This is a genomic window from Stenotrophomonas sp. (genome assembly GCF_032099025.1).
Lineage (GTDB): Bacteria > Pseudomonadota > Gammaproteobacteria > Xanthomonadales > Xanthomonadaceae > Stenotrophomonas.
Genome location: NZ_DAMCID010000040.1, coordinates 1 through 24,565, shown reverse-complemented (window position 1 = coordinate 24,565; position 24,565 = coordinate 1). Strand labels below are relative to the sequence as shown.

General features: G+C 66.9%; 19 protein-coding genes and 3 tRNA genes. 20 read left to right on the top strand and 2 right to left on the bottom strand.

What is annotated here, in order from left to right; all coding sequences use genetic code 11:
- Positions 1 to 342 precede the first annotated feature (342 nt).
- Complete coding sequence (locus tag RT456_RS18410) at positions 343 to 894, bottom strand: hypothetical protein (protein WP_313348748.1); 552 nt, start codon at positions 892 to 894, stop codon at positions 343 to 345.
- A gap of 527 nt (positions 895 to 1,421) precedes the next feature.
- Here RT456_RS18410 and ppnN point away from each other — a divergent pair.
- The 8 genes from ppnN (at position 1,422) to RT456_RS18370 (ending at position 9,992) form a co-directional block, all read left to right on the top strand.
- The gene (gene ppnN / locus RT456_RS18405; RefSeq protein ID WP_313348746.1) at positions 1,422 to 2,810 is read left to right on the top strand and encodes a nucleotide 5'-monophosphate nucleosidase PpnN; all 1,389 of its coding nucleotides are present in this window, start codon (positions 1,422 to 1,424) and stop codon (positions 2,808 to 2,810) included.
- A gap of 163 nt (positions 2,811 to 2,973) precedes the next feature.
- Entirely contained in the window at positions 2,974 to 3,486 is a 513-nt protein-coding gene (locus RT456_RS18400) for a GspH/FimT family pseudopilin (RefSeq protein WP_313348743.1), read from the top strand.
- Positions 3,483 to 3,959 (top strand): type IV pilus modification protein PilV, encoded by a 477-nt coding sequence (gene pilV / locus RT456_RS18395; protein ID WP_313348741.1) that lies wholly within the window; start codon positions 3,483 to 3,485, stop codon positions 3,957 to 3,959. Before RT456_RS18400 ends, pilV begins: the two co-directional genes overlap by 4 nt.
- An 11-nt stretch (positions 3,960 to 3,970) precedes the next feature.
- Positions 3,971 to 5,116 (top strand): PilW family protein, encoded by a 1,146-nt coding sequence (locus RT456_RS18390; protein WP_313348739.1) that lies wholly within the window; start codon positions 3,971 to 3,973, stop codon positions 5,114 to 5,116.
- Between the two features lie 2 nt (positions 5,117 to 5,118).
- Positions 5,119 to 5,637: a PilX N-terminal domain-containing pilus assembly protein gene (locus tag RT456_RS18385; protein WP_313348737.1), complete on the top strand. Its 519-nt coding sequence runs from the start codon at positions 5,119 to 5,121 to the stop codon at positions 5,635 to 5,637.
- An 11-nt stretch (positions 5,638 to 5,648) separates the two neighbouring features.
- Positions 5,649 to 9,425 carry a PilC/PilY family type IV pilus protein gene (locus tag RT456_RS18380; RefSeq protein WP_313348736.1) on the top strand — a complete coding sequence of 1,259 codons (3,777 nt, stop codon included), beginning with the start codon at positions 5,649 to 5,651 and terminating at the stop codon, positions 9,423 to 9,425.
- A gap of 41 nt (positions 9,426 to 9,466) precedes the next feature.
- A complete protein-coding gene (locus RT456_RS18375) occupies positions 9,467 to 9,862 on the top strand; it encodes a type IV pilin protein (RefSeq protein WP_313348750.1) in 396 nt (131 codons plus the stop codon).
- Positions 9,863 to 9,915: 53 nt separating this feature from the next.
- A tRNA-Asn gene (locus RT456_RS18370) sits at positions 9,916 to 9,992 on the top strand.
- 45 nt (positions 9,993 to 10,037) lie between these two features.
- Here RT456_RS18370 and RT456_RS18365 read toward each other — a convergent pair.
- Positions 10,038 to 10,574 carry a GspH/FimT family pseudopilin gene (locus tag RT456_RS18365; protein WP_313348733.1) on the bottom strand — a complete coding sequence of 179 codons (537 nt, stop codon included), beginning with the start codon at positions 10,572 to 10,574 and terminating at the stop codon, positions 10,038 to 10,040.
- 149 nt (positions 10,575 to 10,723) lie between these two features.
- Here RT456_RS18365 and uvrB point away from each other — a divergent pair, with 149 nt between their 5' ends.
- The 12 genes from uvrB to RT456_RS18305 all read left to right on the top strand — a co-directional run bounded on the left by uvrB (position 10,724) and on the right by RT456_RS18305 (position 24,288).
- Positions 10,724 to 12,748, top strand: a complete 2,025-nt coding sequence (gene uvrB, locus RT456_RS18360; protein ID WP_313348731.1) for an excinuclease ABC subunit UvrB — start codon at positions 10,724 to 10,726, stop codon at positions 12,746 to 12,748.
- Between the two features lie 105 nt (positions 12,749 to 12,853).
- Positions 12,854 to 12,928, top strand: a tRNA-Val gene (locus tag RT456_RS18355).
- A 175-nt stretch (positions 12,929 to 13,103) separates the two neighbouring features.
- Entirely contained in the window at positions 13,104 to 15,503 is a 2,400-nt protein-coding gene (locus RT456_RS18350; RefSeq protein ID WP_313348730.1) for a DNA internalization-related competence protein ComEC/Rec2, read from the top strand.
- Positions 15,504 to 15,506: 3 nt separating this feature from the next.
- A complete protein-coding gene (locus tag RT456_RS18345) occupies positions 15,507 to 16,181 on the top strand; it encodes a MotA/TolQ/ExbB proton channel family protein (RefSeq protein ID WP_313348728.1) in 675 nt (224 codons plus the stop codon).
- 3 nt (positions 16,182 to 16,184) lie between these two features.
- Positions 16,185 to 16,607 carry a biopolymer transporter ExbD gene (locus tag RT456_RS18340; protein WP_313348726.1) on the top strand — a complete coding sequence of 141 codons (423 nt, stop codon included), beginning with the start codon at positions 16,185 to 16,187 and terminating at the stop codon, positions 16,605 to 16,607.
- The gene (gene msbA, locus RT456_RS18335; protein WP_313348723.1) at positions 16,604 to 18,352 is read left to right on the top strand and encodes a lipid A export permease/ATP-binding protein MsbA; all 1,749 of its coding nucleotides are present in this window, start codon (positions 16,604 to 16,606) and stop codon (positions 18,350 to 18,352) included. Before RT456_RS18340 ends, msbA begins: the two co-directional genes overlap by 4 nt.
- A complete protein-coding gene (lpxK, locus tag RT456_RS18330) occupies positions 18,352 to 19,374 on the top strand; it encodes a tetraacyldisaccharide 4'-kinase (protein WP_313348721.1) in 1,023 nt (340 codons plus the stop codon). The genes msbA and lpxK overlap by 1 nt, the downstream gene beginning before the upstream one ends.
- A 43-nt stretch (positions 19,375 to 19,417) precedes the next feature.
- Positions 19,418 to 20,191 (top strand): 3-deoxy-manno-octulosonate cytidylyltransferase, encoded by a 774-nt coding sequence (kdsB, locus tag RT456_RS18325; RefSeq protein ID WP_313348719.1) that lies wholly within the window; start codon positions 19,418 to 19,420, stop codon positions 20,189 to 20,191.
- Between the two features lie 82 nt (positions 20,192 to 20,273).
- A complete protein-coding gene (locus tag RT456_RS18320; protein ID WP_313348717.1) occupies positions 20,274 to 21,689 on the top strand; it encodes a hypothetical protein in 1,416 nt (471 codons plus the stop codon).
- Positions 21,686 to 23,533: an excinuclease ABC subunit UvrC gene (uvrC, locus tag RT456_RS18315; protein WP_313348716.1), complete on the top strand. Its 1,848-nt coding sequence runs from the start codon at positions 21,686 to 21,688 to the stop codon at positions 23,531 to 23,533. The genes RT456_RS18320 and uvrC overlap by 4 nt, the downstream gene beginning before the upstream one ends.
- Before the next feature lie 9 nt (positions 23,534 to 23,542).
- A complete protein-coding gene (gene pgsA, locus RT456_RS18310) occupies positions 23,543 to 24,166 on the top strand; it encodes a CDP-diacylglycerol--glycerol-3-phosphate 3-phosphatidyltransferase (RefSeq protein WP_313348714.1) in 624 nt (207 codons plus the stop codon).
- A gap of 46 nt (positions 24,167 to 24,212) precedes the next feature.
- A tRNA-Gly gene (locus RT456_RS18305) sits at positions 24,213 to 24,288 on the top strand.
- The last annotated feature ends 277 nt before the right edge of the window (positions 24,289 to 24,565 follow it).

Here is a 24,565-nt window from a genome sequence, read left to right as displayed (position 1 = left end):
TTTCAAGTCTTTGGACTCCGGCTTGTCGCGCCAAACCATACAGTCGATGGCGTCGTACGAGTAGTGATCCGTTGAATTTGTTGCGTCAGTGAAGGCGGCCGGGGAAACCCGGCCGATCTTCGTTGCATGGCGTATGCCGGACGGCCGCCCCCCTCTGCAATTTCAATGCGGAATCGGATCAGCCTGCGCAGGTATCCACCCTTGGTGCCTCGCCATGGGTGGCATCCGCGAAGCGTGCGGGTCACTGTCCAGGCGCCCGTTAACTACGCACTCGCCGCCCCGCCGACGCCGATCGCCCGCCGAAGCAGCCCGCCATGCGTTCGCGAAGCAAAAACGTGCGCATTACCGCGACTCGGTCGCGACCTGCTGCGCCACCAGCTCCCGGGCCACCAACGTCGCAGCCTTTCGCTCGGAATGCCCCCACAATGGCAGGTTCAATGCGAAGCGGTCCTGGTCAACATCCACGTAGCGCTGCATCAGCAAACGCAGCAACAACGAAGGCGATTTCCCAACCCGCCATGCCGCCTCACGGAAGTGGCAGCGCAGCGCGCTGTCCAGCGTCGCCTGCGTGATCTGTGGGTCCTTGAGCTGCGTGTAGCGGGGTCGATCCCCGAAGTGGTCGGGGATCGCAGAATTGAATTTTGCCCTTGGTCCCGCAGGGGTCAACGTAATGACACCCTTGCGCGCCTCGATCCTGACCAGGCACCTCGGTGGAAATCCCAACCGGTGCAGCCATTTTCCCCGCAACATCACAACGGGGATTGCGCCGGGCCATTCGGCCTCATCCTGGACGGCCTGAGATGGCGATGCGGCGTTGGGATTGGGATGTTGTACGGAAGGAAGGGCGTGTGCAGCGGAAACATCAGACGGCGCGTCAGCCCGATGCGATTGCATGGTAGACCTCCTGCAGAAAAGACCTCTCGCCGGGGTGGCGAGAGGCGTCGGGAGGCTACAAACCGTCTAATGACATACGGCGTGGTGTATTCCCCTGTTGAGGGTGTTGTATTAACCACCCTCCCGACACAGGAAGTCGTCATTCTGTCATTAACGGAGTTTGTAGGCTCCGTGGACTACATTGCAGGAGTGCACAGATGATTGAAAATCGTTTGTTTCAGCCGTTTTCGCGGTTTTGTATGAGGCAGGCTATGCCTGACGTGATTGGCAGTGCAGGCATGCCGAGCAGGTCACAGACACAGGCGTATCTGGATGCCGCACGAAAGCCAGCCGGCCATTGGTCGGCTCTACCTTTTTGCGACGAGAGCCTGTATGATTCCGCTGTTGCGCCCATCACCGCGCACCGCTGCAGCCCGAAACGGCCTGCCAGCGCAGAAACACATCCAACGGTCGGGTTTCCCGGCCGTTTTGCTTTTTAAGGGGGCAGCGGTAAAGTCGGCAACCTTGAGGAAGCGAAAAGAATGGAAATGACGATCACTGAAAAGCCGGCGCGGACGCTGCCGGTGCAGGACGCGCGGATCTACCCGCGCGGTGGGCTGGATGTGCTGTCCCGGGCCGAGGTTGCGCGCCTGCGCGACGCCTCCGGCGGTGGCATGCATGAGCTGCTGCGGCGCTGTGCGCTGGCGGTGCTCACCAGTGGCAGCGCCTCCGACGATCCGCGCGCGGCGCGCGATCTCTACCCGGATTTTGACATCCAGGTCGCCCAGCAGGACCGTGGCGTCCGCATCGATCTGGTGAACGCCCCGGCGATGGCCTTCGTGGATGGCGAGATCATCCGCGGCGTGGCCGAGCTGCTGTTCGCGGTCGTGCGCGACCTGGCCTACATGGCCATCGAGATGGGCCCGGCCTACGCGGCCGAGCTGGAGTCGTCCGAAGGCATCACCAATGCGGTGTTCGGGCTGCTGCGCAACGCGCGCATCCTCAACCCGGGCGACCCGAACCTGGTGGTGTGCTGGGGCGGCCATTCGATCGGTCGCGACGAATACCTGTACACCAAGCAGGTGGGCTACGAGCTGGGCCTGCGCGGGCTGGACATCTGCACCGGCTGCGGCCCGGGCGCGATGAAGGGCCCGATGAAGGGCGCCACCATCGCCCATGCCAAGCAGCGCAAGCACACCACGCGCTATATCGGCCTGACCGAACCGGGCATCATCGCCGCCGAATCGCCGAACCCGATCGTGAACCACCTGGTGATCATGCCGGACATCGAGAAGCGTCTCGAGGCGTTCGTGCGCATCGGCCACGGCATCATCGTCTTCGCCGGCGGCGTGGGTACCGCCGAGGAGATCCTGTACCTGCTCGGCATCCTGCTGCGCGAGGAAAACAAGGACCTGCCGTTCCCGCTGATCCTGACCGGCCCGACCGTGGCCGCGCCGTACTTCGAGCAGATCGACCGCTTCATCCGCCTGACCCTGGGCGATTCCGCCGCCGAGCGGTACCAGATCATCATCGGCGACCCGGTGGCCGTGGCCCGGCAGATGTCGGCTGGCATCAAGCGCGTGCGCGAGCACCGGCTGGTGCAGAAGGACTCGTTCTTCTTCAACTGGTCGATCGAGATTCCGTGGGAGTACCAGCAGCCGTTCGTGCCGACGCACGAGGCGATGGCCGCGCTGGACCTGCACCACGGGCGTCCGCCTCACGCCCTGGCGGCCGATCTGCGCCGTGCCTTCTCCGGCATCGTGGCCGGCAACGTGAAGGAAGACGGCATGCGCCGCATCGAGGAGTTCGGGCCGTTCGAGATCCATGGCGACGCCGACATGATGCAGGCCCTGGACGAACTGCTGCGCGGCTTCGTCGAGCAGCGCCGGATGAAGATCTCCGGCGAATACCAGCCCTGCTACCGGGTGCTGGCCTAAGCAGGCAGGGCGGGGTGGGCGGGGAGCCCGCCGCCGCCCTTTCAACCGTACGGGTGTCAACGGTTTGACGCCCGTCGCCTCCGGGCGACCGTTCGTCCTGCTGTCGCTTGCCGCCGGGCGGCAGGGCGTCCATTGTTCGTGTCATCACGCTGGGGAGCGTCCCATGTCTGCACGCCTGTCCAAGGGCTTCTCGTTGGTTGAACTCATGATCACGCTCGTGGTGATCGGGGTCGTGGCCGCCATCGCGTTTCCAAACTTCCAGAACCTGATCCGTTCCAACCGGGTGGCTACCGCCCAGAACGAGTTGATCGGTCTGGTCAACCTGGCCCGCAGCGATGCGATCCGCAACAACAACGGTGGAGCCGTCTGCGGCAGCAGCAATGGCACCGGCTGCGACGGTCAGTGGGCAAAGGGAATGTTGGCCTTCAGCGACAGCAACGGTGACGGTGCTTTCAGCAGCGGCGAGACCGTGCTGCGCTACAGCGCGGTCAACGGCGCGATGACCGTAACGGGGCCGAACGCCATGATCGCCTTCGATTCGCGTGGACGTCGCCGCGATGGCGCCAACCAGGTGGTCACCTTGCGCCCGGCGCAGTGCGGCAACCAGGAGTTGCAGCGCACCATGACTGTCAATGCATCCGGCCAGCTGACAAGTGTGAAGGGAGCCTGCCAATGATCCGTAACCCCTATCGACCGCGCGGCCGGCAGCAAGGCTTCAGCCTGCTTGAGGTACTCATCGCCGTCGTCGTGTTGGCCTTTGGCCTGCTTGGCTTCGCGCTGCTGCAGACCATGAATGTCCGCTATGTGCAAAGTGCCAACTATCGGACCCAGGCCACCAATCTGGCATACGACCTGAGCGAGCAGATGCGCAGCAACCGCTTCCAGTCGGCGTGGTACAGCAACGCAACCTTCGCCTCTGGAACCAAAACCGCCACTGGCGTGTGTACGCGTCCGACTGCCATCGTCACCCTGGACCAGAACATCGCACGCTGGCAGTGCCAGGTGGTCAAGGCGTTGGGCGACAACGCATCGGCCACGGTGACCGTGGTGGATGGCGTTGCCAACATCACCATCAGCTGGGCCGATGAGCGCTGGAGCCGCACTGCTCCAGACGCCGCCACCAGCTTCGCCATCCGCACCCAGCTATGAAAGGCCCGCGCATGTTCCGTACCCGTCAGGCAGGCATGTCGCTGATCGAGCTGATGATCGCACTGGTCATCGGCCTGATCCTCATGCTGGGCATCACCCAGGTCTTCATCGCCTCCCATTCGGCATCGCGTCTTTCCGAAGGCGTGGCACGTGCACAGGAAAGTGGTCGCTTTGCGCTGGACTTCCTTGAACGTGATATCCGGATGGCTGGCCACATGGGCTGTGTCAACGACCAGGCGCACTTCATCAAGGGTATGAATTCGCCCAAGAACAATTTGACCGCGGCAACTGGCAGCGGCAGCCCGCTGGACTTCAGCGTGGCCATCCAAGGGTACGAGGCGCCCAACACCGGGCCGACCTCCACCTTGGCGGTGGGGCAGGGCGCCGTGCCGGCGGCCCTGCCGGCGGCCATCGGTGGCCTCAATCCTGCGCCGGTCGCCGGCAGCGACATCCTGGTGCTGCGCTTCCTGGCACCGGAAGGCGTGCCGGTCACTGCCATCAGTGGGCAGGAGTTGACCCTGAAGAGCGGTGGCGGGAGCCGGCTGACCCAAGGGGGCGTGGCCACGCCGACCCTGTTCGGGATTGCCAACTGCGAATCCGCCGATGTCTTCGCCGGCACCCTTGCGGCCGGCAAGATCACCGGTACGACGGTGGACTTCACGCGTTACGCGCCGCAGCCGGAACCGACTCAGGTGTACCGCGCCGAATCGATGGTCTATTACATCGGCCAGGGCACCAATGGCCCGGGACTGCGTCGTGCCCGGGCCAACTCGGCCGGTGTCTATGCAATCAACGAAGAACTGGTGGATGGCATCGAGAATCTGCAGTTCATGTACGCGCAGGACACCACCCCCGCGATCACCGGCGCCACCCCTCCCGTGGGCAACATGACGGTGCAGAACGTCGCGTCAGGCGTCACTACGGCGACCACTGCCGCAGGTGCGGCGGAGTGGCGTCGCGTCGGAATGGTGCAGGTCGGTCTGGTGGCGCGTAGCGCCGAACGTACTGGCACCAACGCTGATTCACGTCCCGCCGACGCCGCCGCCAGACTGGGGGTGCTGGGCATGACCTACAACCAGGACGGTGCGACTGACGGGCGTTACCGCACCGCCTACGAAGTCAGCGTCGCCCTGCGCAACCGCCTGTTCGGAAACTGACCATGAACCGTCTGCATCGTCTGCAATTCCAGTCACGCCCGCGCCAGCGCGGCGCCGTGCTGTACGTGGCCTTGATCATGCTGCTGTTGCTGGCATTGCTCGGCGTTGCCGGCATGCAGGTGGCGGGCATGCAGGAAAAGATGGCCGCCAACTACCGCGCCGCTGGTCGCTCTTTCCAAAACACCGAGGGCGTGGTGCGCAACGCTGAGCGTGCGGTGGAGGCGGTGACGGACCGGACCGCGATCCCCAGCGGCAGCCTGCTGACCAGCGCTGCCAGCATCGGCCAAAATTGCGAAGACGGCTTCGACCCAGTGCAGTGGGCCAGCCTGCAGGCCAGCCCGGGCGTGCCGGCGATCAATGTGCGCCAGATCGACCAGTGCGGTGGTCCGGGCGGCAATGCCCTTGACATGGGCGTCCCCAACGATCGCACCTCGGCAACGTTCCAGATCACCGCGTACTCTGCCGACGACCCGGCAAACCCGACCTCGTCGTCGGTCATCGACACCATTTTCAAGCTCTGAGGGACGCGGCCATGGCTTCGCGCAGATTCAAGTGGACGGCCGCCGGTTCGACGGTGGCAGCAATCGGCCTGGCGTTCGTCGGCTACAACCTGATTGCAGCGCAGGGCCAAGGCCTGCTGGCGCAGGAGCCGCTCAACTTCCAGGTATCCAGTCCGGCGTCGTTCGTCATGGCGGTGGATGACTCCGGCTCCATGACCTTCCAGACGCAGTTCCCGGGACGCGATGGCGAGGGCTGCTGGAACCGGAACCGTGCCAGCTTCTTCGACAGCAACGGCGTCCTGAACACGTCGGGCGACACCTGCGACTATTTCTATGTGATGCCGGGCGCACGCATCAACAACTACTACGGCGTGCCGCCGCTGGATACGCTTGGTTTCGCGCGGTCGTCGGATTTCAACCCGACCTACTACAACCCCAACGTGAAGTATGAGCCCTGGGTCAACGTCACCGATCCGTTGACCGGTGATCCGGTACCGGACGCGCAGTCGAGAGTGGATGCGGCGCGGTATGACCCGCGCGGGAACTTCAGCAGCGAGACGATCGACCTGCGCACCAGCTTTGCAGGCACGTCGGCCAACGATACGTTCCGCATGCAGACCGGCATGATCCTGCCGTCCGGAACGCGCTACTACGACAACCGCTGGCGCACCACGGACCGCGAGACCACGTGGTCGGGCAACAACACCAACGTATACATGGAGCATTGGCCGGCGACGTTCTTCACGCGTTATACGGGGACCGGTGATCCGTACCCCGTGATGCCCGGATATCCCAACGCCTACACCGGCATGACCCGTGTGGTGGTGGCCAATGCCTGCGGCAACGGCTGTTCGATGTGGAAGTACACGATCACCACCGCCAATGCCGATGCACTGCAGAATTTCGCCAACTGGTTTACGTACTACGGCAACCGCAACCGCGCGATGGTGGCGGGCTTGACCCGCTCCATGGCCGAAGTGAGGAAGTTGCGGGTGGGCTACTTCCGCATCAACCAGTACGGCTCCTACAACACGGCGGCCAAGCGCCTGCCTATCCGTGAAATGAAGGACGGGCCGGACCGGGTGTTGCTGTACACGGACATGCGCGCGTTGACCGCCGCTGGCGGTACGCCCAATCGTTGGGCCGTGGACGCGGCGGCCAAGCAGTTCACGCGAACCGATGACAATGCCCCGGTCAAGCTGACCTGCCAGAAGAATGCCGTGATGCTGTTTACCGACGGCTTCAGCAACAACGGCGGTCCGACGGTGGGGGGCAAGGATGCCAACATGGGGGTGCCGTTCCAGGACGGCAACGACGATACGATGGCCGACATCGTCACCCAGTATTACCTGAACACCAGTGCCGGCAACTCGCCGCTGCGCGCGGACCTGCCGGCTGGCGGTGTGCCGGTGCCCGAGGCATGCAAACAGCAGAATCCGGACAAGGCGCTGGACTGCCAGACCAACCTGCACCTGAATTTCTATGGCGTGACCTTGGGTGCCCGCGGCAATCTGTTCAATCCGGATCTTGTCCAGAATCCTTATACGGACGCGTCCATCTACGGCAACTGGCCGCCGCGTCAGGATGATGAGCGAAGCACCGTTGACGATATCTGGCACGCCTCGGTCAATACCCGTGGCGAATACATCAACGCCCGTACGCCGGCGGAAATCACCGAAGCCATGCGCCGCGTGTTGAGCGCGGTCACCGCTGGCGGGTCGCCGTCGGGCGGCACCGGTGCCAGCGGGGCGCGTATCGGCGCCGGCTCCATCTCGGTGGGGCCGGAGTATCAGATCGAGAATGAAGGTACCGATTGGTTCAGCCGTCTTAAGGCCAACCGCCTGTCGGTCGACCCGACCACGCGCGCGCTGGTGCAGACCCCGTATTGGGATGCCGCCGAGCAGCTCCAGTCGGCCGCGTCGCGCAGGATCTTCTTCAGCAAGGACGGCGTCACCCGCGAGTTCTCCGGCAGCAATGTCACGCTTGCAGACCTCTGCACCAAGCCCGCCGGTCTGTACCCGGACATGTCCAACTGCACCGAAGGCGAGCTGACGGGCAGGGTAGGGCCGCTGACCTCCGCGGATGCGGTGGCGTACCTGCGTGGCGACACGACCTACGAAAAGCGCAGTGGCGGCAAGATGCGCGACCGCACCACCCGTCTGGGCGACATCGTGACGTCCACGCCGGTCGTCAGCTCGCCGATCGACGATTTCGGATACCGCAGCCTCGGTGGTACCTACGCCACGAGCTACGCCGACTATCTCACCCGCAAGGCAAACGATGCCAACTACATGGTGTACGTCGGCGCCAACGACGGCATGCTGCATGCCTTCAATGGTGGTATGAATGCGGCTGGCAACCCGATCAGCGGTGGTGGCACCGAGGCGTTCGCCTACATTCCCAGTACTGCGCTGGGGCATATGGGCAATCTGCTCTTCCCCTACAACGCGGCCGACAAGAATTTCCAGAAGTTCCAGCACAGGTATTTCGTGGATGGGCAGATCGCGGTTGCCGATTCCTTCTATGGCAATGCGTGGCACACCACGCTGGTCGGCAGCGCCGGTGCGGGTGGCCGCAGCGTGTTTGGCCTCGACGTCACGCCCGGCAGCACGTTCACTGCCGGCAGCAGGCTGTGGGAGATCAGCGACCTCAATCCCAACCTCTCGGCTACGGTGCGCCAGAACATTGGCCACGTGCTGAGCAAGCCGGTGATCGTGCCGGTGCTGGGCGCCGGCAACGTGCCGTCCTGGAAGGCGATCTTTGGCAATGGCTTCAACAGCGCCAGTGGCAAGGCGGTCTTGTTCGTCGTCGACGTGGCGACCGGCGTGCCCACCATGATCGAGGCTGTCGAAGCGGGCACGGGCGTGCCCACCGGCAGCAATGGCCTGGCCAGCATCGTGGTGATCGACCGTTGGGGCGATGCTGACCAGCAGCGGCGTACCCGCGATGGCTATTCGGACACCGTCTACGGCACCGACCAGAAGGGTGCGGTCTGGAAGTTCGACCTGCGCACGAATGCCGCGCTGACGGTGCCGCTGTTCACTACGCGTGCGTTTACCGAAAATGGACTCGCACGTCGCCAACCCATCACGGGCGGCATTACCGCCGGCACCGGTACCAAGGGCGGCGTCATGCTCTATTTCGGCACCGGCAGCTTCTCGTTCGATGGCGATGGCAATGACAACACCCTGCAGAGCCTCTATGGCGTCAACGATGCGGTGAACGGCCAGGTCACCAGCACCTGGACGCGCAGCAACCTGACCGGTCGGACCGTTGCGACCGATGCCAACAACTTCCGGACGGTAACGGCCAATACTGGCAATCCGACCACGTCGCAGGGGTGGTTCATCGATCTGCCGCTTGGCACGGGTACCAATCCTGCCAGTGAGCGCTTCGTGGGCAATCCGTCGTTGTCCAACGGCATCGTTGCCATGACGACCTATGCACCCGTCCCGGGCGGCTCGGGTTGCTCCACGCCCGGCGTCAACTGGTTCTTCGCCCTGTATCCGTTGACCGGCGAAGGGGCACTGGGGCGTGCGACGCTGAACTCGCCTGGCGGCACTGGATTTGCCGAAGGTACGGCCGGCATGCGCAACAACAGCAAGGGCAGTGCGCCGGTGCTCAACAGCAATCCGTTCGCGCTGCCGCGCGTGCCGCCGCCGAATCTGGGTGGAACACCGCCGTCCGGTCCGCCGGCTGGTCCGCCGGCGCCGCCGACCATTGGGTGCGTGCAGGGTTACCAGGTTGGCCCAGATACGATTTACGTTCCTTACCCATGTGGTCGCCAATCGTGGAGACAGATCCAGTGAGCAAGCTTTCCTCCCTGAAGGGGCGCGGGCCGCGCAAGGTCATGGGTTTCACCCTGATCGAGTTGATGATCGTGGTGGCGGTGATCGCGGTGATCGCTGCCATCGCCTACCCCTCCTATACCAGCCAGGTGCGGAAGTCCAAGCGCGCCGCGGCCAAGGCGGAAATGGTGGAGTACGCACAGCGGGCCGAGCGCTGGTACACGCTCAACAACAGCTACACGAACTTCAAGTTCACCGAGAACGGTGCCACCAGCATTTCCTCGCCGCGCGATGGCAGCAAGGCGATGTACACGGTAACCGTCCTCCCCACCGCGAGGACGTTCACCGTCACCGCGGTGCCGGCGGGCGACCAGGCCAAGGACCCGTGCGGCACCCTCAGCGTGAACCAGGCTGGGGTGAAGACCCCGGCCAACACCAGCGCGCTGGATTGCTGGTAAGCGACGCCCGGATGTTGCAACGCCACGGATGAACGTCTAGAATTCGCGTCCCCGCCCGAATAGCTCAGCCGGTTAGAGCACTTGACTGTTAATCAGGGGGTCGTTGGTTCGAGTCCAACTTCGGGCGCCAGTATCTGCAGAAGCCGCGAGCAATCGCGGCTTTTGTCGTTTCTGCTCACCAGCGGCACTCGGTCGCCTCGCGCAGCCGGGTAGAGCGCGTCCGGCCGACGTTGTTCACGACCACCTGGCTGTGCAGGGCGTCGCCGGCGCAGATGTCCACGGTGAGGGTGCTGCCACTACTACGGCCGTCGGCCTGGAAACGCAGCCGCGTGCGGCCCTGGCTGGCCCGCGCCTGCAGGGCCTCCTTCCGGTAGCCTGGCCGGAAATGCAGGATGTCGCCGGGCTCCAGCGCGGGTGGTCCCGCGCCGTTGTCCCGGTGGATGATCCAGCCGCGGCTCCAGTCCGCACCGCAGCTCAGGCCATCGTCGCTCGGGCACACTCCGATCGGCTGGAACCGGGTGATCGCCGTGCTGCGCGCACTGTTGAACACCGACACCATCTGCATCCGCAGCATGTCCGCGCGCAGCCGGTTCACGGCGTCGCTGAACGAAGGAAAGGCGAGGGCGCAGAGCAGCGCGACCATCGCCAGGACAACGGTGAGTTCCAGCAGTGTCCAGCCGCGCAGGGCCGATGGCGGGTGGGTCGGGCGCATGTGCGGCGATCCTTGGCGGAAAGCACCACCGTGCCGCCCCGGCACCCGCGCGCCCATCGGCCTGTGCCGCTGCGCAGGGTAGGGCAGCCCCTCAGCCGGCCGTCACCCAAGCCCCCGGTATAATGGAAGGCCCGGTCAATGGCGGCACCATGAGCGATCGCTTCGAACTTGTATCTCCGTATTCCCCGGCGGGTGACCAGCCGGCGGCGATCGAGAAGCTGACGGCCAATTTCGAGTCCGGCGTCGCCAAGCAGACGCTGCTCGGCGTGACCGGCTCGGGCAAGACCTACACCATCGCGAACGTGATCCAGCGGGTGCAGAAGCCCACGCTGGTGATGGCGCCGAACAAGACGCTGGCCGCGCAGCTGTATGGCGAGTTCAAGTCGTTCTTTCCGAACAACGCGGTGGAATACTTCGTCAGCTATTACGACTACTACCAGCCCGAGGCCTACGTGCCGTCGTCGGACACCTTCATCGAGAAGGACAGTTCGATCAACGAACACATCGAGCAGATGCGTCTGGCGGCAACGAAGACGCTGCTGTCGCGGCCGGACGCCATCGTGGTGGCCACCGTGTCGGCGATCTATGGCCTCGGCGCGCCCGAAGACTATCTGTCGCTGCGCCTGATCCTGTCCACCGGCGAGCGCATCGACCAGCGCGACCTCATCAACCACCTCACCCAGCTGCAGTACACGCGCAACGAGTACGAGCTGCACCGCGGCACGTTCCGCGTGCGCGGCGAGGTGATCGACATCTTCCCGGCCGAATCGGACAGCGAGGCGGTGCGCATCGAGCTGTTCGACGGCGAGGTCGAGCAGATCAGCATGTTCGATCCGCTCACCGGCGAGAGCCTGCGCCGCCTGCAGCGCTATACCGTGTATCCCAAGACCCACTACGCGACCACCCGTGAGCGCGTGCTGTCGGCGGTGGACACCATCAAGGCCGAGCTCAAGGTGCGGCTGGAGCAGCTGTACGAGCAGAACAAACTGGTGGAAGCGCAGCGTCTGGCGCAGCGCACCCAGTTCGACCTGGAAATGATGGCCGAGGTGGGGTTCTGCAACGGCATCGAAAACTACTCGCGGCACCTGACCGGCAAGGCCCCGGGCGAGCCGCCGCCGACCCTGTTCGACTACCTGCCGCCGGACGCGCTGCTGGTCATCGACGAATCGCACGTGACCATTCCGCAGATCGGCGCGATGTTCAAGGGCGACCGCTCGCGCAAGGAAACCCTGGTGGAATTCGGCTTCCGGCTGCCGTCGGCACTGGACAACCGTCCGCTGCGGTTCGAGGAGTGGGAGGCGCGGTGTCCGCGCAGCATCTATGTGTCGGCAACGCCCGGCCCGTACGAGCTGCGCGAGGCGGCCGACGAGATCACCGAACTGGTGGTGCGCCCGACCGGCCTGATCGATCCGGTGGTGGAGATCCGCCCGGTGGGCACCCAGGTCGATGACCTGATGAGCGAGGTCAACGAGCGCATCAAGCTCGGCGACCGCGTGCTGGTCACCACGCTGACCAAGCGCATGGCCGAGAACCTCACCGAATACCTTACCGAGCACGGTATCCGCGTGCGTTACCTGCACTCGGACATCGACACCGTCGAGCGCGTGGAGATCATCCGCGACCTGCGCCTGGGCAAGTTCGATGTGCTGGTGGGCATCAACCTGCTGCGCGAAGGCCTGGACATGCCCGAGGTGTCGCTGGTGGCGATCCTCGATGCCGACAAGGAAGGCTTCCTGCGTTCAACCGGTTCGCTGATCCAGACCATCGGTCGCGCCGCGCGCAACCTGCGTGGCAAGGCGATCCTGTATGCGGACAAGATGACCCGCTCGATGCAGGCGGCGATCGACGAAACCGACCGCCGTCGCGCCAAGCAGGTCGAGTACAACACCGCGCACGGCATCGTGCCCAAGTCGGTGCTGCGCCCGATCACCGATGTGCTGGAAGGTGCGCGGTCGGACGCGGCCGAGAAGGAAGCGCGTGGCAAAGGGAAGGGCAAGGGCGGTCGTGTCGCGGAGGAGGCGGTGGATTACCGCACCCTCGAACCGGCCCAGATCGCCAAGCGCCTGCAGGCGCTGGAGCAGAAGATGTACCAGCACGCCCGCGACCTGGAGTTCGAGGATGCCGCGCGCGTGCGTGACCAGATCCGCCAGCTGAAGGAGGCCAGCCTGGGCTGAACAACACGTTGTGAAATACCTTCACAAAAGTGTTGCTCTTCACGCGGGGTGTCCGTAATATACGCGGCCTGCACCGACGCAATTGCAACGGGGCAGCGAGAAAACGGGCGGTTAGCTCAGCGGTAGAGCACTACCTTGACATGGTAGGGGTCACAGGTTCGAACCCTGTACCGCCCACCACTCCAGTCCCAGCGACTGCGGTGGACAAACAGAAAAGCCGGCCCTCAGGTCGGCTTTTTTGCTATATGCGTTTCAGTGCCGCGCGGCAGTCCCCCACGCGCCGATGCGCACCTGACCGATGGTGAGGGACGCGCCACTCGCCAAGCATGCAGGCTGTGCTGATCAACCGGCCCGCATGTCGCTGTCGTTCCCCTCTTCCTCCCCATTGCCTGCACATGTATTGCCGATGTTCGGCAAGGCGTGCGCGGCTGCGCTGCTGCTGGGCGTCTGCGCGGTGGTGTTCGCGCCGGTGCTGCTGCCAACGCTGGCGGCATGGTGTGTGTTGGTGCCAGGCGCCATCGCATGGTGCCTGTGGCCGAGTGCGCGGTGGTGCGGTGCGCTGCTGGTCGGCATCGGCTGGGCGGCGTTGAACGGACACGCGGTGCTAGCCGCGCAACTGCCTGCACAGGCCGCATCGGTGGAATACACGCTGCAGGGCCGCGTGCTGGACCTGCCCCGGCACGGACCGCGCAGCACGCGCTTCCGCTTCCGCGTGGACGATGACGCGCGCATGCCGGCGCCGGTGCGCGGACGCGAACTGGAGCTGAGCTGGCACGACCCGGCCGCTGCAACGCTGCCGGGTCCGCGCCACGCGGTGCGGGCCGGGCAGCGCTGGTCGCTGCAGGCCCGGCTGCGCGCGCCGCGCGGACTGCGCAATCCCGGCGGCTTCGATGCCGAGCGCCATGCGCTGCTGCAGCGCGTGGCCGGCAGCGGCCATGTGCGCGCGCCTGCCAGGGCGCTGGGGGAACCGGTCGGGCTGCCGGCCTGGCGCGAGCGGATGGCGGCGGCCATCGAAACCCGGGTGCAGGGGCAGGGAAGGCGCTTCGTGCAGGCGCTGGCGCTGGGCGACACCCGCGGGCTGGCGGACCAGGACTGGGACGACCTGCGCGCCCTGGGGCTGACCCACCTTGTGGCGATCTCCGGCTTCCACGTGGGCCTGGTGGCGGGATTCGCGGCTGCGTTGGCGGCGCTGTGCTGGCGTCTGCTGCCGGGACTGGGGCGGGTGTGGCCCAGGCCGCTCGCGGCGGCGCTGGCGGCGGTGGCGGGGGCCGCCCTCTACGCCGCAGTGGCCGGGTTCGCCCTGCCGACCGTGCGCACGGTGCTGATGATTGCCGTGGTGGCGCTGGCGCGCTGCGGACGCCGGCCCTGCACCGTCGGCCAGTCGCTGGCCCTGGCCGCGCTCGCGCTGCTGCTGTTCGACCCGCTGTCGGTGCTGGCCCCTGGCTTCTGGCTGAGCTTCGGCGGCGTGCTGTGGCTGGTGTGGTGCCTGCCCGGGCGCGACGTGCGCTGGTGGCGCAGCTTCCTCGGCGCGCAGGGCGTGGCGACGCTGGCGCTGTTGCCGTTGACCGTGGCGCTGTTTGGCCAGGCCTCGCGCGCCGGCCCGCTGGTCAACCTGCTGGCCATCCCCTGGTGGAGCCTGGTGGTGGTGCCGTTGGCGCTGCTCGGCACCGCGCTGGAGGCACTGTTGGCCGGCGCGGGACGGTGGCCGTGGCAACTGGCGGCGTGGTGCTTCGAGGCCAGCTGGTGGCTGTTCGGGTGGGTGGCGCGCAGTGCGCTGGCGCTGTGGTGGCTGCCGCAGGCGGGCCCCGGGGCGTTGCTCGCCGCCTTGCTCGGCGTGTTCTGGCTGCTGCTGCCGCGCGCGGCCGGGGCGCGCCTGCCGGCGCTGCTGCTGTGCCTGCCGCTGTTGTGGCCGGCCCGGCAGCGTCCCGGCGAGGGCGAGGTCGAGCTGCTGGTGATGGACGTGGGCCAGGGCCTGGCGGTATGGGTGCGCACCCGTGACCACCGGCTGCTGTACGACGCGGGGCCGGCGGCGGAGGGCGGTTTCGATGCCGGCGAGCGGATCGTGGTGCCCACCCTGCGTGCGCTGGGCGAGCAGCGCCTGGACCGGCTGGTGCTGAGCCACGCCGACCGCGACCATGCCGGCGGGGTCGCGGCGGTTCGCCGGGCATTTGCCGAACCACCGCTGCAGGCACCGCCCGGCGCGGTGCCTGGGATCGGCACGCCGTGCGCGGCGGGCCAGGCCTGGCGCTGGGATGCGGTCGACTTCCGTTACCTGCATCCGCCTCCATCCGCGCGTTATGTCGGCAACGAAAGCAGCTGCGTGCTGCGCATCGGCACGCCGCATGGCGCGCTGCTGCTGGCCGGGGACATCGGGATCACGGTCGAGGCCGCGCTGCTGGTGGACACGCCGGCGCTGCGTGCCGAGGCGGTGATCGTGCCGCACCAAGGCAGCGCGGGGTCGTCCAGCAACGACTGGGTGCGCGCGGTATCGCCACGGCTGGCGGTCGTCTCGGCGGGGCATGGCAACCGCTTCGGCCACCCGCGCCGCGACGTGGTGGCGCGCTGGCGGGCAGTGGACGCCGAGGTCCTGAACACCGCCGACAGCGGTGCGCTGCGCGTCTGGCTGGGCCGGGACGGGCTGCAGGTGCGTGAACAGCGTCTTTTCGAACGGCGTTGGTGGGATGCCGCGGAGCGGGCGCGGTCGGCTGCTATCCTATCGGCGGTCAAACAGGCGGCCAATGGGCCGGAGGGTTGAAACGTGTGGGAACTGGTCAAGGCCGGTGGCTGGCCGATGGTGCCGCTGCTGCTGTTGGGTGTACTGGCTTTGGCAATCGTCCTGGAGCGTTTCTGGACCTTGCGGCGCACTGAGGTCCTGCCCCCGGGGCTGGGCCAGGAAGTGCGCAACTGGGCCGCGCGGGGCAAGCTCGATCCGAATCACATCCAGTCGCTGCGCGCGAATTCGCCGCTGGGCGCGCTGCTGGCCGTCGCGCTGGAGGCGCGCAACCGTCCGCGCGACCAGATCCGCGAACGCATCGAGGATGCCGGCCGGCACCTGGTGCACCGCATGGAGCGTTACCTGAACGCATTGGGCACCATCGCTTCGGCCGGACCGCTGTTGGGCCTGCTCGGCACCGTGGTCGGCATGATCCAGATGTTCCTGGGCATCCTCGACCATGGCGTGGGCGACGTGAACCAGCTGGCCGGCGGCATCGGCAAGGCGCTGGTCTGCACTGCCACCGGCATGATCGTGGCCATTCCCGCGTTGATGTTCCATCGCTACTTCAAGGGCCGCATCGGCGGCTACGTGATCGAGATGGAAATGGAAGCCTCGGCACTGCTCGATGCGCTGGATGGGCGCCCCGGCGTCATGAACGGCGCGGCACGCACCGGCACCACGCCGGCCGGCGCCGCACCCGTGACGGTCAAGGGCTGACGGATGCGCATCCGCAACGACCGGGTCCAGGACGAGGTGCATATCGATCTGGTGCCCCTGATCGACGTCATCCTCGTGCTGATCATCTTCTTCGTGGTCACCACCACCTTCGACGCGCGCTCGACGCTGCAGCTGCAGCTGCCGACCGCCAGCCAGCAGAACAGCACCGAGCCGCCGCGCTCGCTCAGCGTGCTGGTCAACGCCGAGGGCCGTTACTTCATCAACGACCAGGAAGTGCTGCGCACCGACGTCGAGTCGGTCAAGCAGACCATTGCCGCCGTCGCCGGCAGCGATCGTGAGCAGACCGTGCTGCTGCGCGCCGATGCGCGCACCCCGTACCAGGCCGTGGTCACCGCCCAGGATGCCCTGGGCCAGCTCGGCTTCCGCCGCATCGCCATCGCTACCGCGCCGGAGGTGCGTCCATGAGCAAGAAACACGCGCCGATCTGGCCGATCTACAAGCGCCTGCTGGGCTACACCCGCGCCTACTGGGTATTCATGGTGGCGGCGGTGATCGCCATGGTGATCGAGGCACTGGCCGGTTACCACTTCACCAAGCTGATGGAACCGCTGGTCAACCGCGGCTTCGTCAACCCCGAGCCGCGCATGGCGGTGATCCTGCCGTTGACCATCCTCGGCCTGTTCATGATGCGCAGCCTGGCCACGCTGGTCAGCGACTACACCCTGGCCCGTACCGGGCGCAGCGTTGTGCGCGACCTGCGCGAGCAGGTCCTGGCCAAGTACCTGCACCTGCCGTCTTCGCATTTCGACAGCGAAGCCACGCCGGTGATGGTCAGCCGCCTCAACTACGACACCGAGCAGGTCACCCAGGCCAGCGCGGATGCGCTCAAGACCCTGGTCGCCGACACGCTGACCATCATCGCCATGCTGGTGGTGATGCTGCAGATGAGCGTCAAGGTCACGGTGGCGATGCTGGTGGTGGTGCCGCTGATCGGTGTGATCGTCTCGTTCGTGGGCAAGCGCTACCGGCGCATCAGCCGCGGCATCCAGGACGGCATGGGCAGCATGGCGCAGACCGCCGAGCAGTCACTCGCGGCGCAGCAGGAAGTGAAGGTGCACGGCACCCAGGCGCATGAGATCTCGCGCTATGCACGCCTGGCCAACCGCATGCTCGGCCTGAACATGAAGGTGGAAACCACGCGCGCGCTGGCCTCCAGCACCGTGCAGTTCCTGGCCGCGCTGGCGCTGGCCGTGATCGTCTGGGTCTCCACCCGCGAGGCGCTGGCCGGCAAGCTCAACGCCGGCCAGTTCATGGGCCTGATGACCTCGATGATGGCCATCATTCCGTCACTACGACGCCTGACCAGCGTGCAGACCTCGATCTCGCGCGGCGTCGCCGCCGCCGAACGCCTGTTCGGCATCCTTGACCTGCCGGTCGAGCGCGACGAAGGTGCCACCCGGGTACAGCGTGTGCGTGGCGAGCTGTCGTTCGAGCACGTCATGCTGCGCTACCGCGAAGACACCGGCATCGCACTGGATGACATCAGCTTCGTCGCCAAGCCGGGCACGGTAACCGCCATTGTCGGCCGTTCCGGCAGCGGCAAGACCAGCCTCATCCGGCTCGTGCCGCGCTTCTACGAGCCCAATGGCGGTTGCATCCGCCTGGATGGCGTGCCGCTGGACGAGTATCCGCTGGCCGACCTGCGTCGCCAGGTGGCCATGGTCGGACAGAAGGTCATGTTGTTCGACGATACCGTGGCGGCCAACATCGCCTACGGCATGGATGCAAGCGACGCGCAGATCCGCGCGGCGGCTGAGGCGGCCAACGCCTGGGAGTTCATCGCCCGCATGCCGCAGCAGCTGCAGACCCCGGTGGGCGAGAACGGCGCGCTGCTGTCCGGTGGCCAGCGCCAGCGCCTGGCGATCGCCCGCGCGATCCTGCGGGACGCGCCGGTGCTGATCCTCGACGAAGCTACCGCCGCGCTGGACAATGAATCCGAGCGCCTGGTCCAGGATGCGCTGCAGCGCCTGATGCCCGAACGCACCACGCTGGTGATCGCACACCGCCTGTCGACCATCGAGCACGCCGACCAGGTGCTGGTCATGGACCATGGCCGCATCGTCGAGCGGGGCACCCATCAGGAGCTGCTGGCGCTGGGCGGGCTGTACGAACACCTGCACAAGATGCAGTTCCGCGAAAGGCTGGCTTGATGGCGTCCAAGGGGTCCCAGACGCCGTCGTACTGGTACGACGGCAGCGCGGTGCCATTCGCGGCGCGCCTGGTCGCGCCGCTGTATGGCGCGGTTGTGGCCCTGCGCCGCACGCTGTACCGGCGGCGGTGGCTGAAACGGCATGCGCTGCCGGTGCCGGTGGTTGTGGTCGGCAATGTCACCGCCGGCGGCACCGGCAAGACCCCGTTGACCATCGCCCTGGTCAACCGCCTGCGCGAGGCCGGCTGGAAGCCCGGCGTGGCCAGCCGCGGCTACGGGCGCGAGCAGCCCAAGGTGCCGCGCTGGGTGGAGGCGACCACCGCCACCACGCTGGGCGGCGACGAGCCGGTGCTGATCGCCTGGAAGACCGGCGTGCCGGTGCGCGTGGATGCCGACCGCGTGGCCGCGTGCCGGGCGCTGGTCGAGGCGGGCTGCGACATCATCGTCTGCGACGACGGCCTGCAGCACTACCGGCTGGCGCGCGACATCGAGATTGAAGTGGTCGACGCGCAGCGACGCTATGGCAACGGGCGGTTGATTCCCGCCGGCCCGCTGCGCGAACCGGCCAGCCGTGCGCAGGAGTGTGACTTCCGGGTCGTCAACCTGGGCCAGGCCAGTGCCGAGCCCTCGGCCGTGGGCGCGTGCGGTTTCGGCGAATGGCCCATGCAGCTGCACATCGACAGTGCGCAGCCGCTCACCGGTGGGCGAGCCCGCGCGCTGACGCATTTCCGTGGCCAGCGCGTGCACGCCGTGGCCGGTATCGCGCATCCGCAGCGCTTCTTCGACATGCTGCGCGCGCATGGCATCGGCGTGGTGCCGCATGCCTTCGCCGACCACCATGCCTACCAGGCGTCCGACCTGCGCTTCGGCAGCGAACTGCCGGTGCTGATGACCGAAAAAGACGCGGTGAAGTGCAAGGTATTCGCCAACGAATGGCACTTCGCCGTGCCGTTGGCCGCTGACCTTCCCGCCGCCTTCTGGATCAACCTGCTGGACCGGGTCGACAAGCTCGGCAAGCGTTGATCGCTGCATTCCCTTGCATTGCGTCACTGTAGAGAGAGCCCGCATGAGCCAGTCCGTCGATTTCGTCGTCGCCATCCCGGCCCGCTACGCCGCCTCGCGCCTGCCCGGCAAACCGCTGCGCCTGCTCGGCGGCACGCCGCTGGTGCTGCGCGTCGCCGAGCGCGCGCTGCAGGCCGGTGCGCGCGAGGTGTGGGTGGCCACCGATGACGTGCGCATCGCCGAGGCCCTGCACGGCCTGCCCACGGTACGGGTGGCGATGACCGCGTCCAGCCACGTCTCCGGCACGGACCGGCTGGCCGAGTGCGCTGCCCAGGCCGGCTGGAGCGACGACACCCTGGTGGTGAACCTGCAGGGCGACGAACCCTTCGCCCCGGCCGAGGGCATCCGCACGGTGGCCGAAGCACTGGTCTACAGCGGGGCGGAGATGGCCACGCTGGCCACGCCGGTGGAGGACGCCGCCTCGCTGTTCGACCCCAACGTGGTCAAGGTGGTGCGCAGGGAGAACCTGGATGCGCTGTACTTCAGCCGCGCGCCGATCCCCTGGCACCGCGATGCGTTCGCGCGCTCGCACGACACCCTGTCCGGCCCGCACTGGCTGCGCCACATCGGCATCTATGCCTACCGCGCCGGCTTCCTGCGCCGCTTCGCGGCCCTGCCGGCCGGCCGCCTGGAGCAGTTGGAATCACTGGAGCAGCTGCGTGCGCTGGAGGCCGGCCACCGCATCAGCGTGGCGCTGACCCCGGCCGAGTTCCCGCCCGGCATCGACACCCCCGAGGATCTGGAGCGCGCCGAGGCGTGGCTGGCGGCGCAGGCTTGAGGGGGTCCTTGGGCGTGCACTCCGTCGCCAAATTGACGTTGGCGCGACGGTTGCATGACGCCGACTCCGGCATAATCACGGTATGAACGTACAGCCCGTCCAGGACCTGCCGGAATTCGCCACGTGGCTCAATGCCACCCCGACCACCCTGACCGAACTGCGCGGCCGTCCGGTCGTGCTTGCCTTCGTCAACGCGGCCTCTGTCTGGTGCGCGCACCGGCTGGCCGAGCTGGCGCAGTGGCAATCGCGCAACCCGGGCAAGCTGCAGCTGCTCATCCTGCAGGTGCCGCGCTTCGATTGCGAGCGCGACCCGGAGCAGGCCCTGAAGCTGCTGCGCCGCCAGGGCCTGACCGCGCCGGCCCTGCTGGACGCGGACTGGGATGGCTGGCGCCGCTTCAACGTGACCGCCTGGCCGACGCTGGTGCTGCTGGACGCGCAGGGGCGCGAGGTCGACCGCCTGGTCGGGTTCGGCGACGAGCTCGAGCGCTCGTTGAATGCCCTGTGCCGAGGCGCCGCGCCGGTGCACGATGGCGATGCCTCGCGGGCGCGCGAGCTGCATCCTGAGCCACGCCTGCCGCTGCTGTTCCCGACCGGCCTGGTGGTGACCACCGAGCGTCTGTACATCGCCGACAGCGGCCATCATCGCGTGCTGGAATGCAGCCATGGCGGGCGTGTGCTGCGCCAGTTCGGGCTGGGCACGGCCGACATGATGGACGGGGGCCCCGGTGAAGCTGCCTTCAACCGTCCCCAGGGCCTGGCCCTGGAGCGCGAATGGCTGTACGTGGCCGACACCGGCAACCACGCCCTGCGCCGCATCCATCTGTTGAACGGACAGGTCGACACGCTGTGTGGCAATGGCCGCCCGGGCGAGCCCCGCGAAGGCGCGGTGACCGACCCGCGCCAGGTCGCGCTCAACCACCCGCAGGGGCTGGCGGTGGCTGACAACCAGATCCATATCGCGATGGCCGGCGACAACCGCATCTGGAGCTATCACCTGGGCCAGCGCACGCTGTCCTGGCGGGCCGGTTCCGGTGCCATCGACCTGCGCGACGGCAGCGGCCACATGGCGGCGTTCGCGCAGCCGGCGGCGCTCGCGGCCGTACAGCAGGTGCTGTACGTGTGTGACGCGCTGGGCTCGTCGATCCGCTCCATGCAGCTGCGCGGCGACCTGGTGCAGACGCTGGTCGGGCAGGGCCTCTGGTCGTTCGGCGACGAGGATGGTCCGCGCGCCACCGCCCAGCTGCAGTACCCGCAGGCGATCGCACTGAGTCCCGACGCGCCGCTGCTGTGGATCGCCGATGCGGGCAACGGCCGCCTGCGTACGTTGCGCCTGGGCGGCGGTGAACTCAGCACCGTGGAGCTGCCGCGTCGCCTGCATGGCCCGGCCGGGCTGGCGATGGGCGGTGGGGCGGTATGGATCGCCGAGACCAATGCCCATGCCGTGCTGCGGTTCGACCCGGTCAGCGGCGTATTGAGCGACGTGCCGATCAGCGAATGACCCAGTCCACCGCTCCGGCCTTTGATGGAAAGGCATTCGCGGCCCACCTGAGTACCGCGCCCGGCGTGTACCGCATGTACGCCGCCGACGACACGCTGCTGTATGTCGGCAAGGCGCGCGCGCTGCGCAACCGCGTCGGCAGTTATTTCAACGGGACGCCGAAGACGGCGCGGATCATGTCCATGCTCTCGCAGATCGCGCGCATGGACGTGACCGTCACCCGGTCCGAGGCCGAAGCGCTGCTGCTGGAAAACCAGCTGATCAAGTCGTTGTCGCCGCGCTACAACGTCTCCCTGCGTGACGACAAGACCTATCCGCACGTACTGCTGACCCGCGAAGACTGGCCACGCATCGCGCTGCACCGTGGCCCGCGTGCGGTGCCCGGGCGCTACTTCGGGCCGTATCCGGGCGTCACGGCGGTACGCGAGACGCTCAACCTGATGCACAAGCTGTTCAAGCTGCGCAGCTGCGAGGACAGCGTGTTCCGCAACCGCTCGCGGCCCTGCCTGCAGTACCAGATCGGCCGCTGCAGCGCGCCGTGCGTGGCGCTGGTGCCCGCCGAGGACTATGCCGAATCCGTGCGGCGCGCCTCGATGTTCCTGGAAGGCAAGAGCGACCAGCTGGCGCGCGAGCTGGGCACGCAGATGCAGGCGGCCAGCGAGGCGCTGGAGTTCGAACAGGCCGCGCGCCTGCGCGACCTGGTCACCGCGCTGCGCAGCATGCAGACCCGCCAGTACGTGGACGGCCGCGCGGCCGATCTGGACGTGCTGGCCTGTGCCACCCAGGGCGCCAGCGCCTGCGTGATGCTGCTGGCGTTCCGTGATGGACGCAACATGGGCACGCGCCCGTTCTTCCCGCGCACCAATGGTGAGGAGAGCGCGGAAGAGGTGCTGGCCGCGTTCGTGTCGCAGTACTACGCCGAGCACGCGCCGCCGCGCGAGATCCTGCTCGACCGCGAGATTCCCGACGCCAGCATGATCGAATCGGCGCTCGGTGCGTCGGCCGAGCACAAGGTGCAGCTGAAGTGGAACGTGCGTGGCGAGCGTGCCGGCTACGTGGAACTGGCCAGCCGCAACGCGCAGATCACCCTGGTCAGCGAACTCACCAGCCGCAGCGCGCAGCACGCGCGCAGCGAAGACCTGCGGCAGATGCTGGGCCTGGCCGAGCAGGTGAAGCGGGTCGAATGTTTCGACATCAGCCACACCATGGGCGAGGCCACCGTGGCCTCCTGCGTGGTGTTCGACGCCAGTGGCCCGGTGCGCAGCCAGTACCGTCGCTTCAACATCAGCGGCATCGAGCCGGGCGATGACTACGCCGCCATGCACCAGGCCATCGACCGCCGTTTCCGCCGCGCCGTGGAAGAGGAGGGCGTGCTGCCGGATCTGCTGCTGATCGACGGTGGCGCCGGCCAGCTGGCCCAGGCGCAGGCCGCGCTGGCCGACCTGGGCGTGGAAGGGGTGATGCTGGTCGGCGTGGCCAAAGGCGTCGAGCGCCGGGCCGGGCACGAAGCCCTGGTGCTGCCCGACGGTCGCGAACTGCGCCCGGGCGCCGCGTCGCCGGCCCTGCAGTTCATCCAGCAGGTGCGTGACGAAGCCCACCGCTTCGCCATTACCGGCCACCGCGGTCGCCGCCAGAAGGCGCGCATGACCAGCAAGCTGGAGGACATTCCCGGCATCGGACCGCGCCGGCGCGCCAGCCTGCTCAAGCATTTCGGCGGGCTGGTCGGCCTCAAGGCGGCCGGTGAGGCGGAAATCGCCAAAGTGGAGGGCATCAATGACGCCCTCGCTGCACGCATCTACGCTAACCTTCATGGACTGCCCACGCCCTCTGCGGCGGGCGAGTAGAGAGACGCAATGAAGTTGACCCTCCCCACCTGGCTGACGCTGCTGCGGATCGTGATGATCCCGGTGCTGGTGCTGGTGTTCTACCTTCCCTACACGTGGACCAATTTTGCCTCGGCCGCGATCTTCGGCCTGGCCGCCTTGACCGACTGGCTGGACGGCTGGATCGCCCGCCGCTACGACCTCGCTTCGGCCTTCGGCGCCTTCCTGGACCCGGTTGCGGACAAACTGATGGTGGCCGTTGCGCTGTTCCTGATCGTGCAGGGTCATCCCACGCCGTGGATGGCCTTCTGGGCCGCCGTGATCGTCGGCCGCGAAATCGCGGTGTCGGCGCTGCGCGAATGGATGGCGGAAATCGGGCAGCGCGCCAAGGTGCGCGTGGCGCTGATCGGCAAGATCAAGACCACCGCGCAGATGGTGGCGCTGCTGTGCCTGCTGTATTCGGTTGCGCCGAACGTGCCGGTGTCCGACATCTGGATGGGCGAACCGGTCTTCCACATCGGCGACTGGACCTTGGCGATCGCCGCGGTGCTGACGTTGTTCTCCGGCCTGCAGTACCTGCATGCCGCGTGGCCGAGCCTGCGCGAAGACGAACGTGCCGCGCGCGAAACCGCGCGTGCGAAAAAGAAGGGCTGAGGGCTGTTGACAGCACCACGTTTGGCTGTAGAATCTCGCCTCCCAAGCGGGAATAGCTCAGTTGGTAGAGCGCAACCTTGCCAAGGTTGAGGTCGCGAGTTCGAGTCTCGTTTCCCGCTCCAGATTCAAGAAAAAAGCGACCTTCGGGTCGCTTTTTTCGTTTCTTCGTTTGAGGTAGTGGGGCGTCTCATTTTAAAAGCTTGGCGCACGGTCTTCGATCAGGTTCATCGCGATCGTTTAGGGCCCCGCCGCGGCCGGCAGGCCCCTATGCAAATGTCCCCCGGCGTCGGCATGCGCCGCCGCCTCCTCCTTTACTTTGCCAGGGACCTACCGGCCGCGACGGGGCTCGGCTTGCGGTTCGCAGGGAAAAGCGGATGTCACGGTGCCAACGCCGGTGGG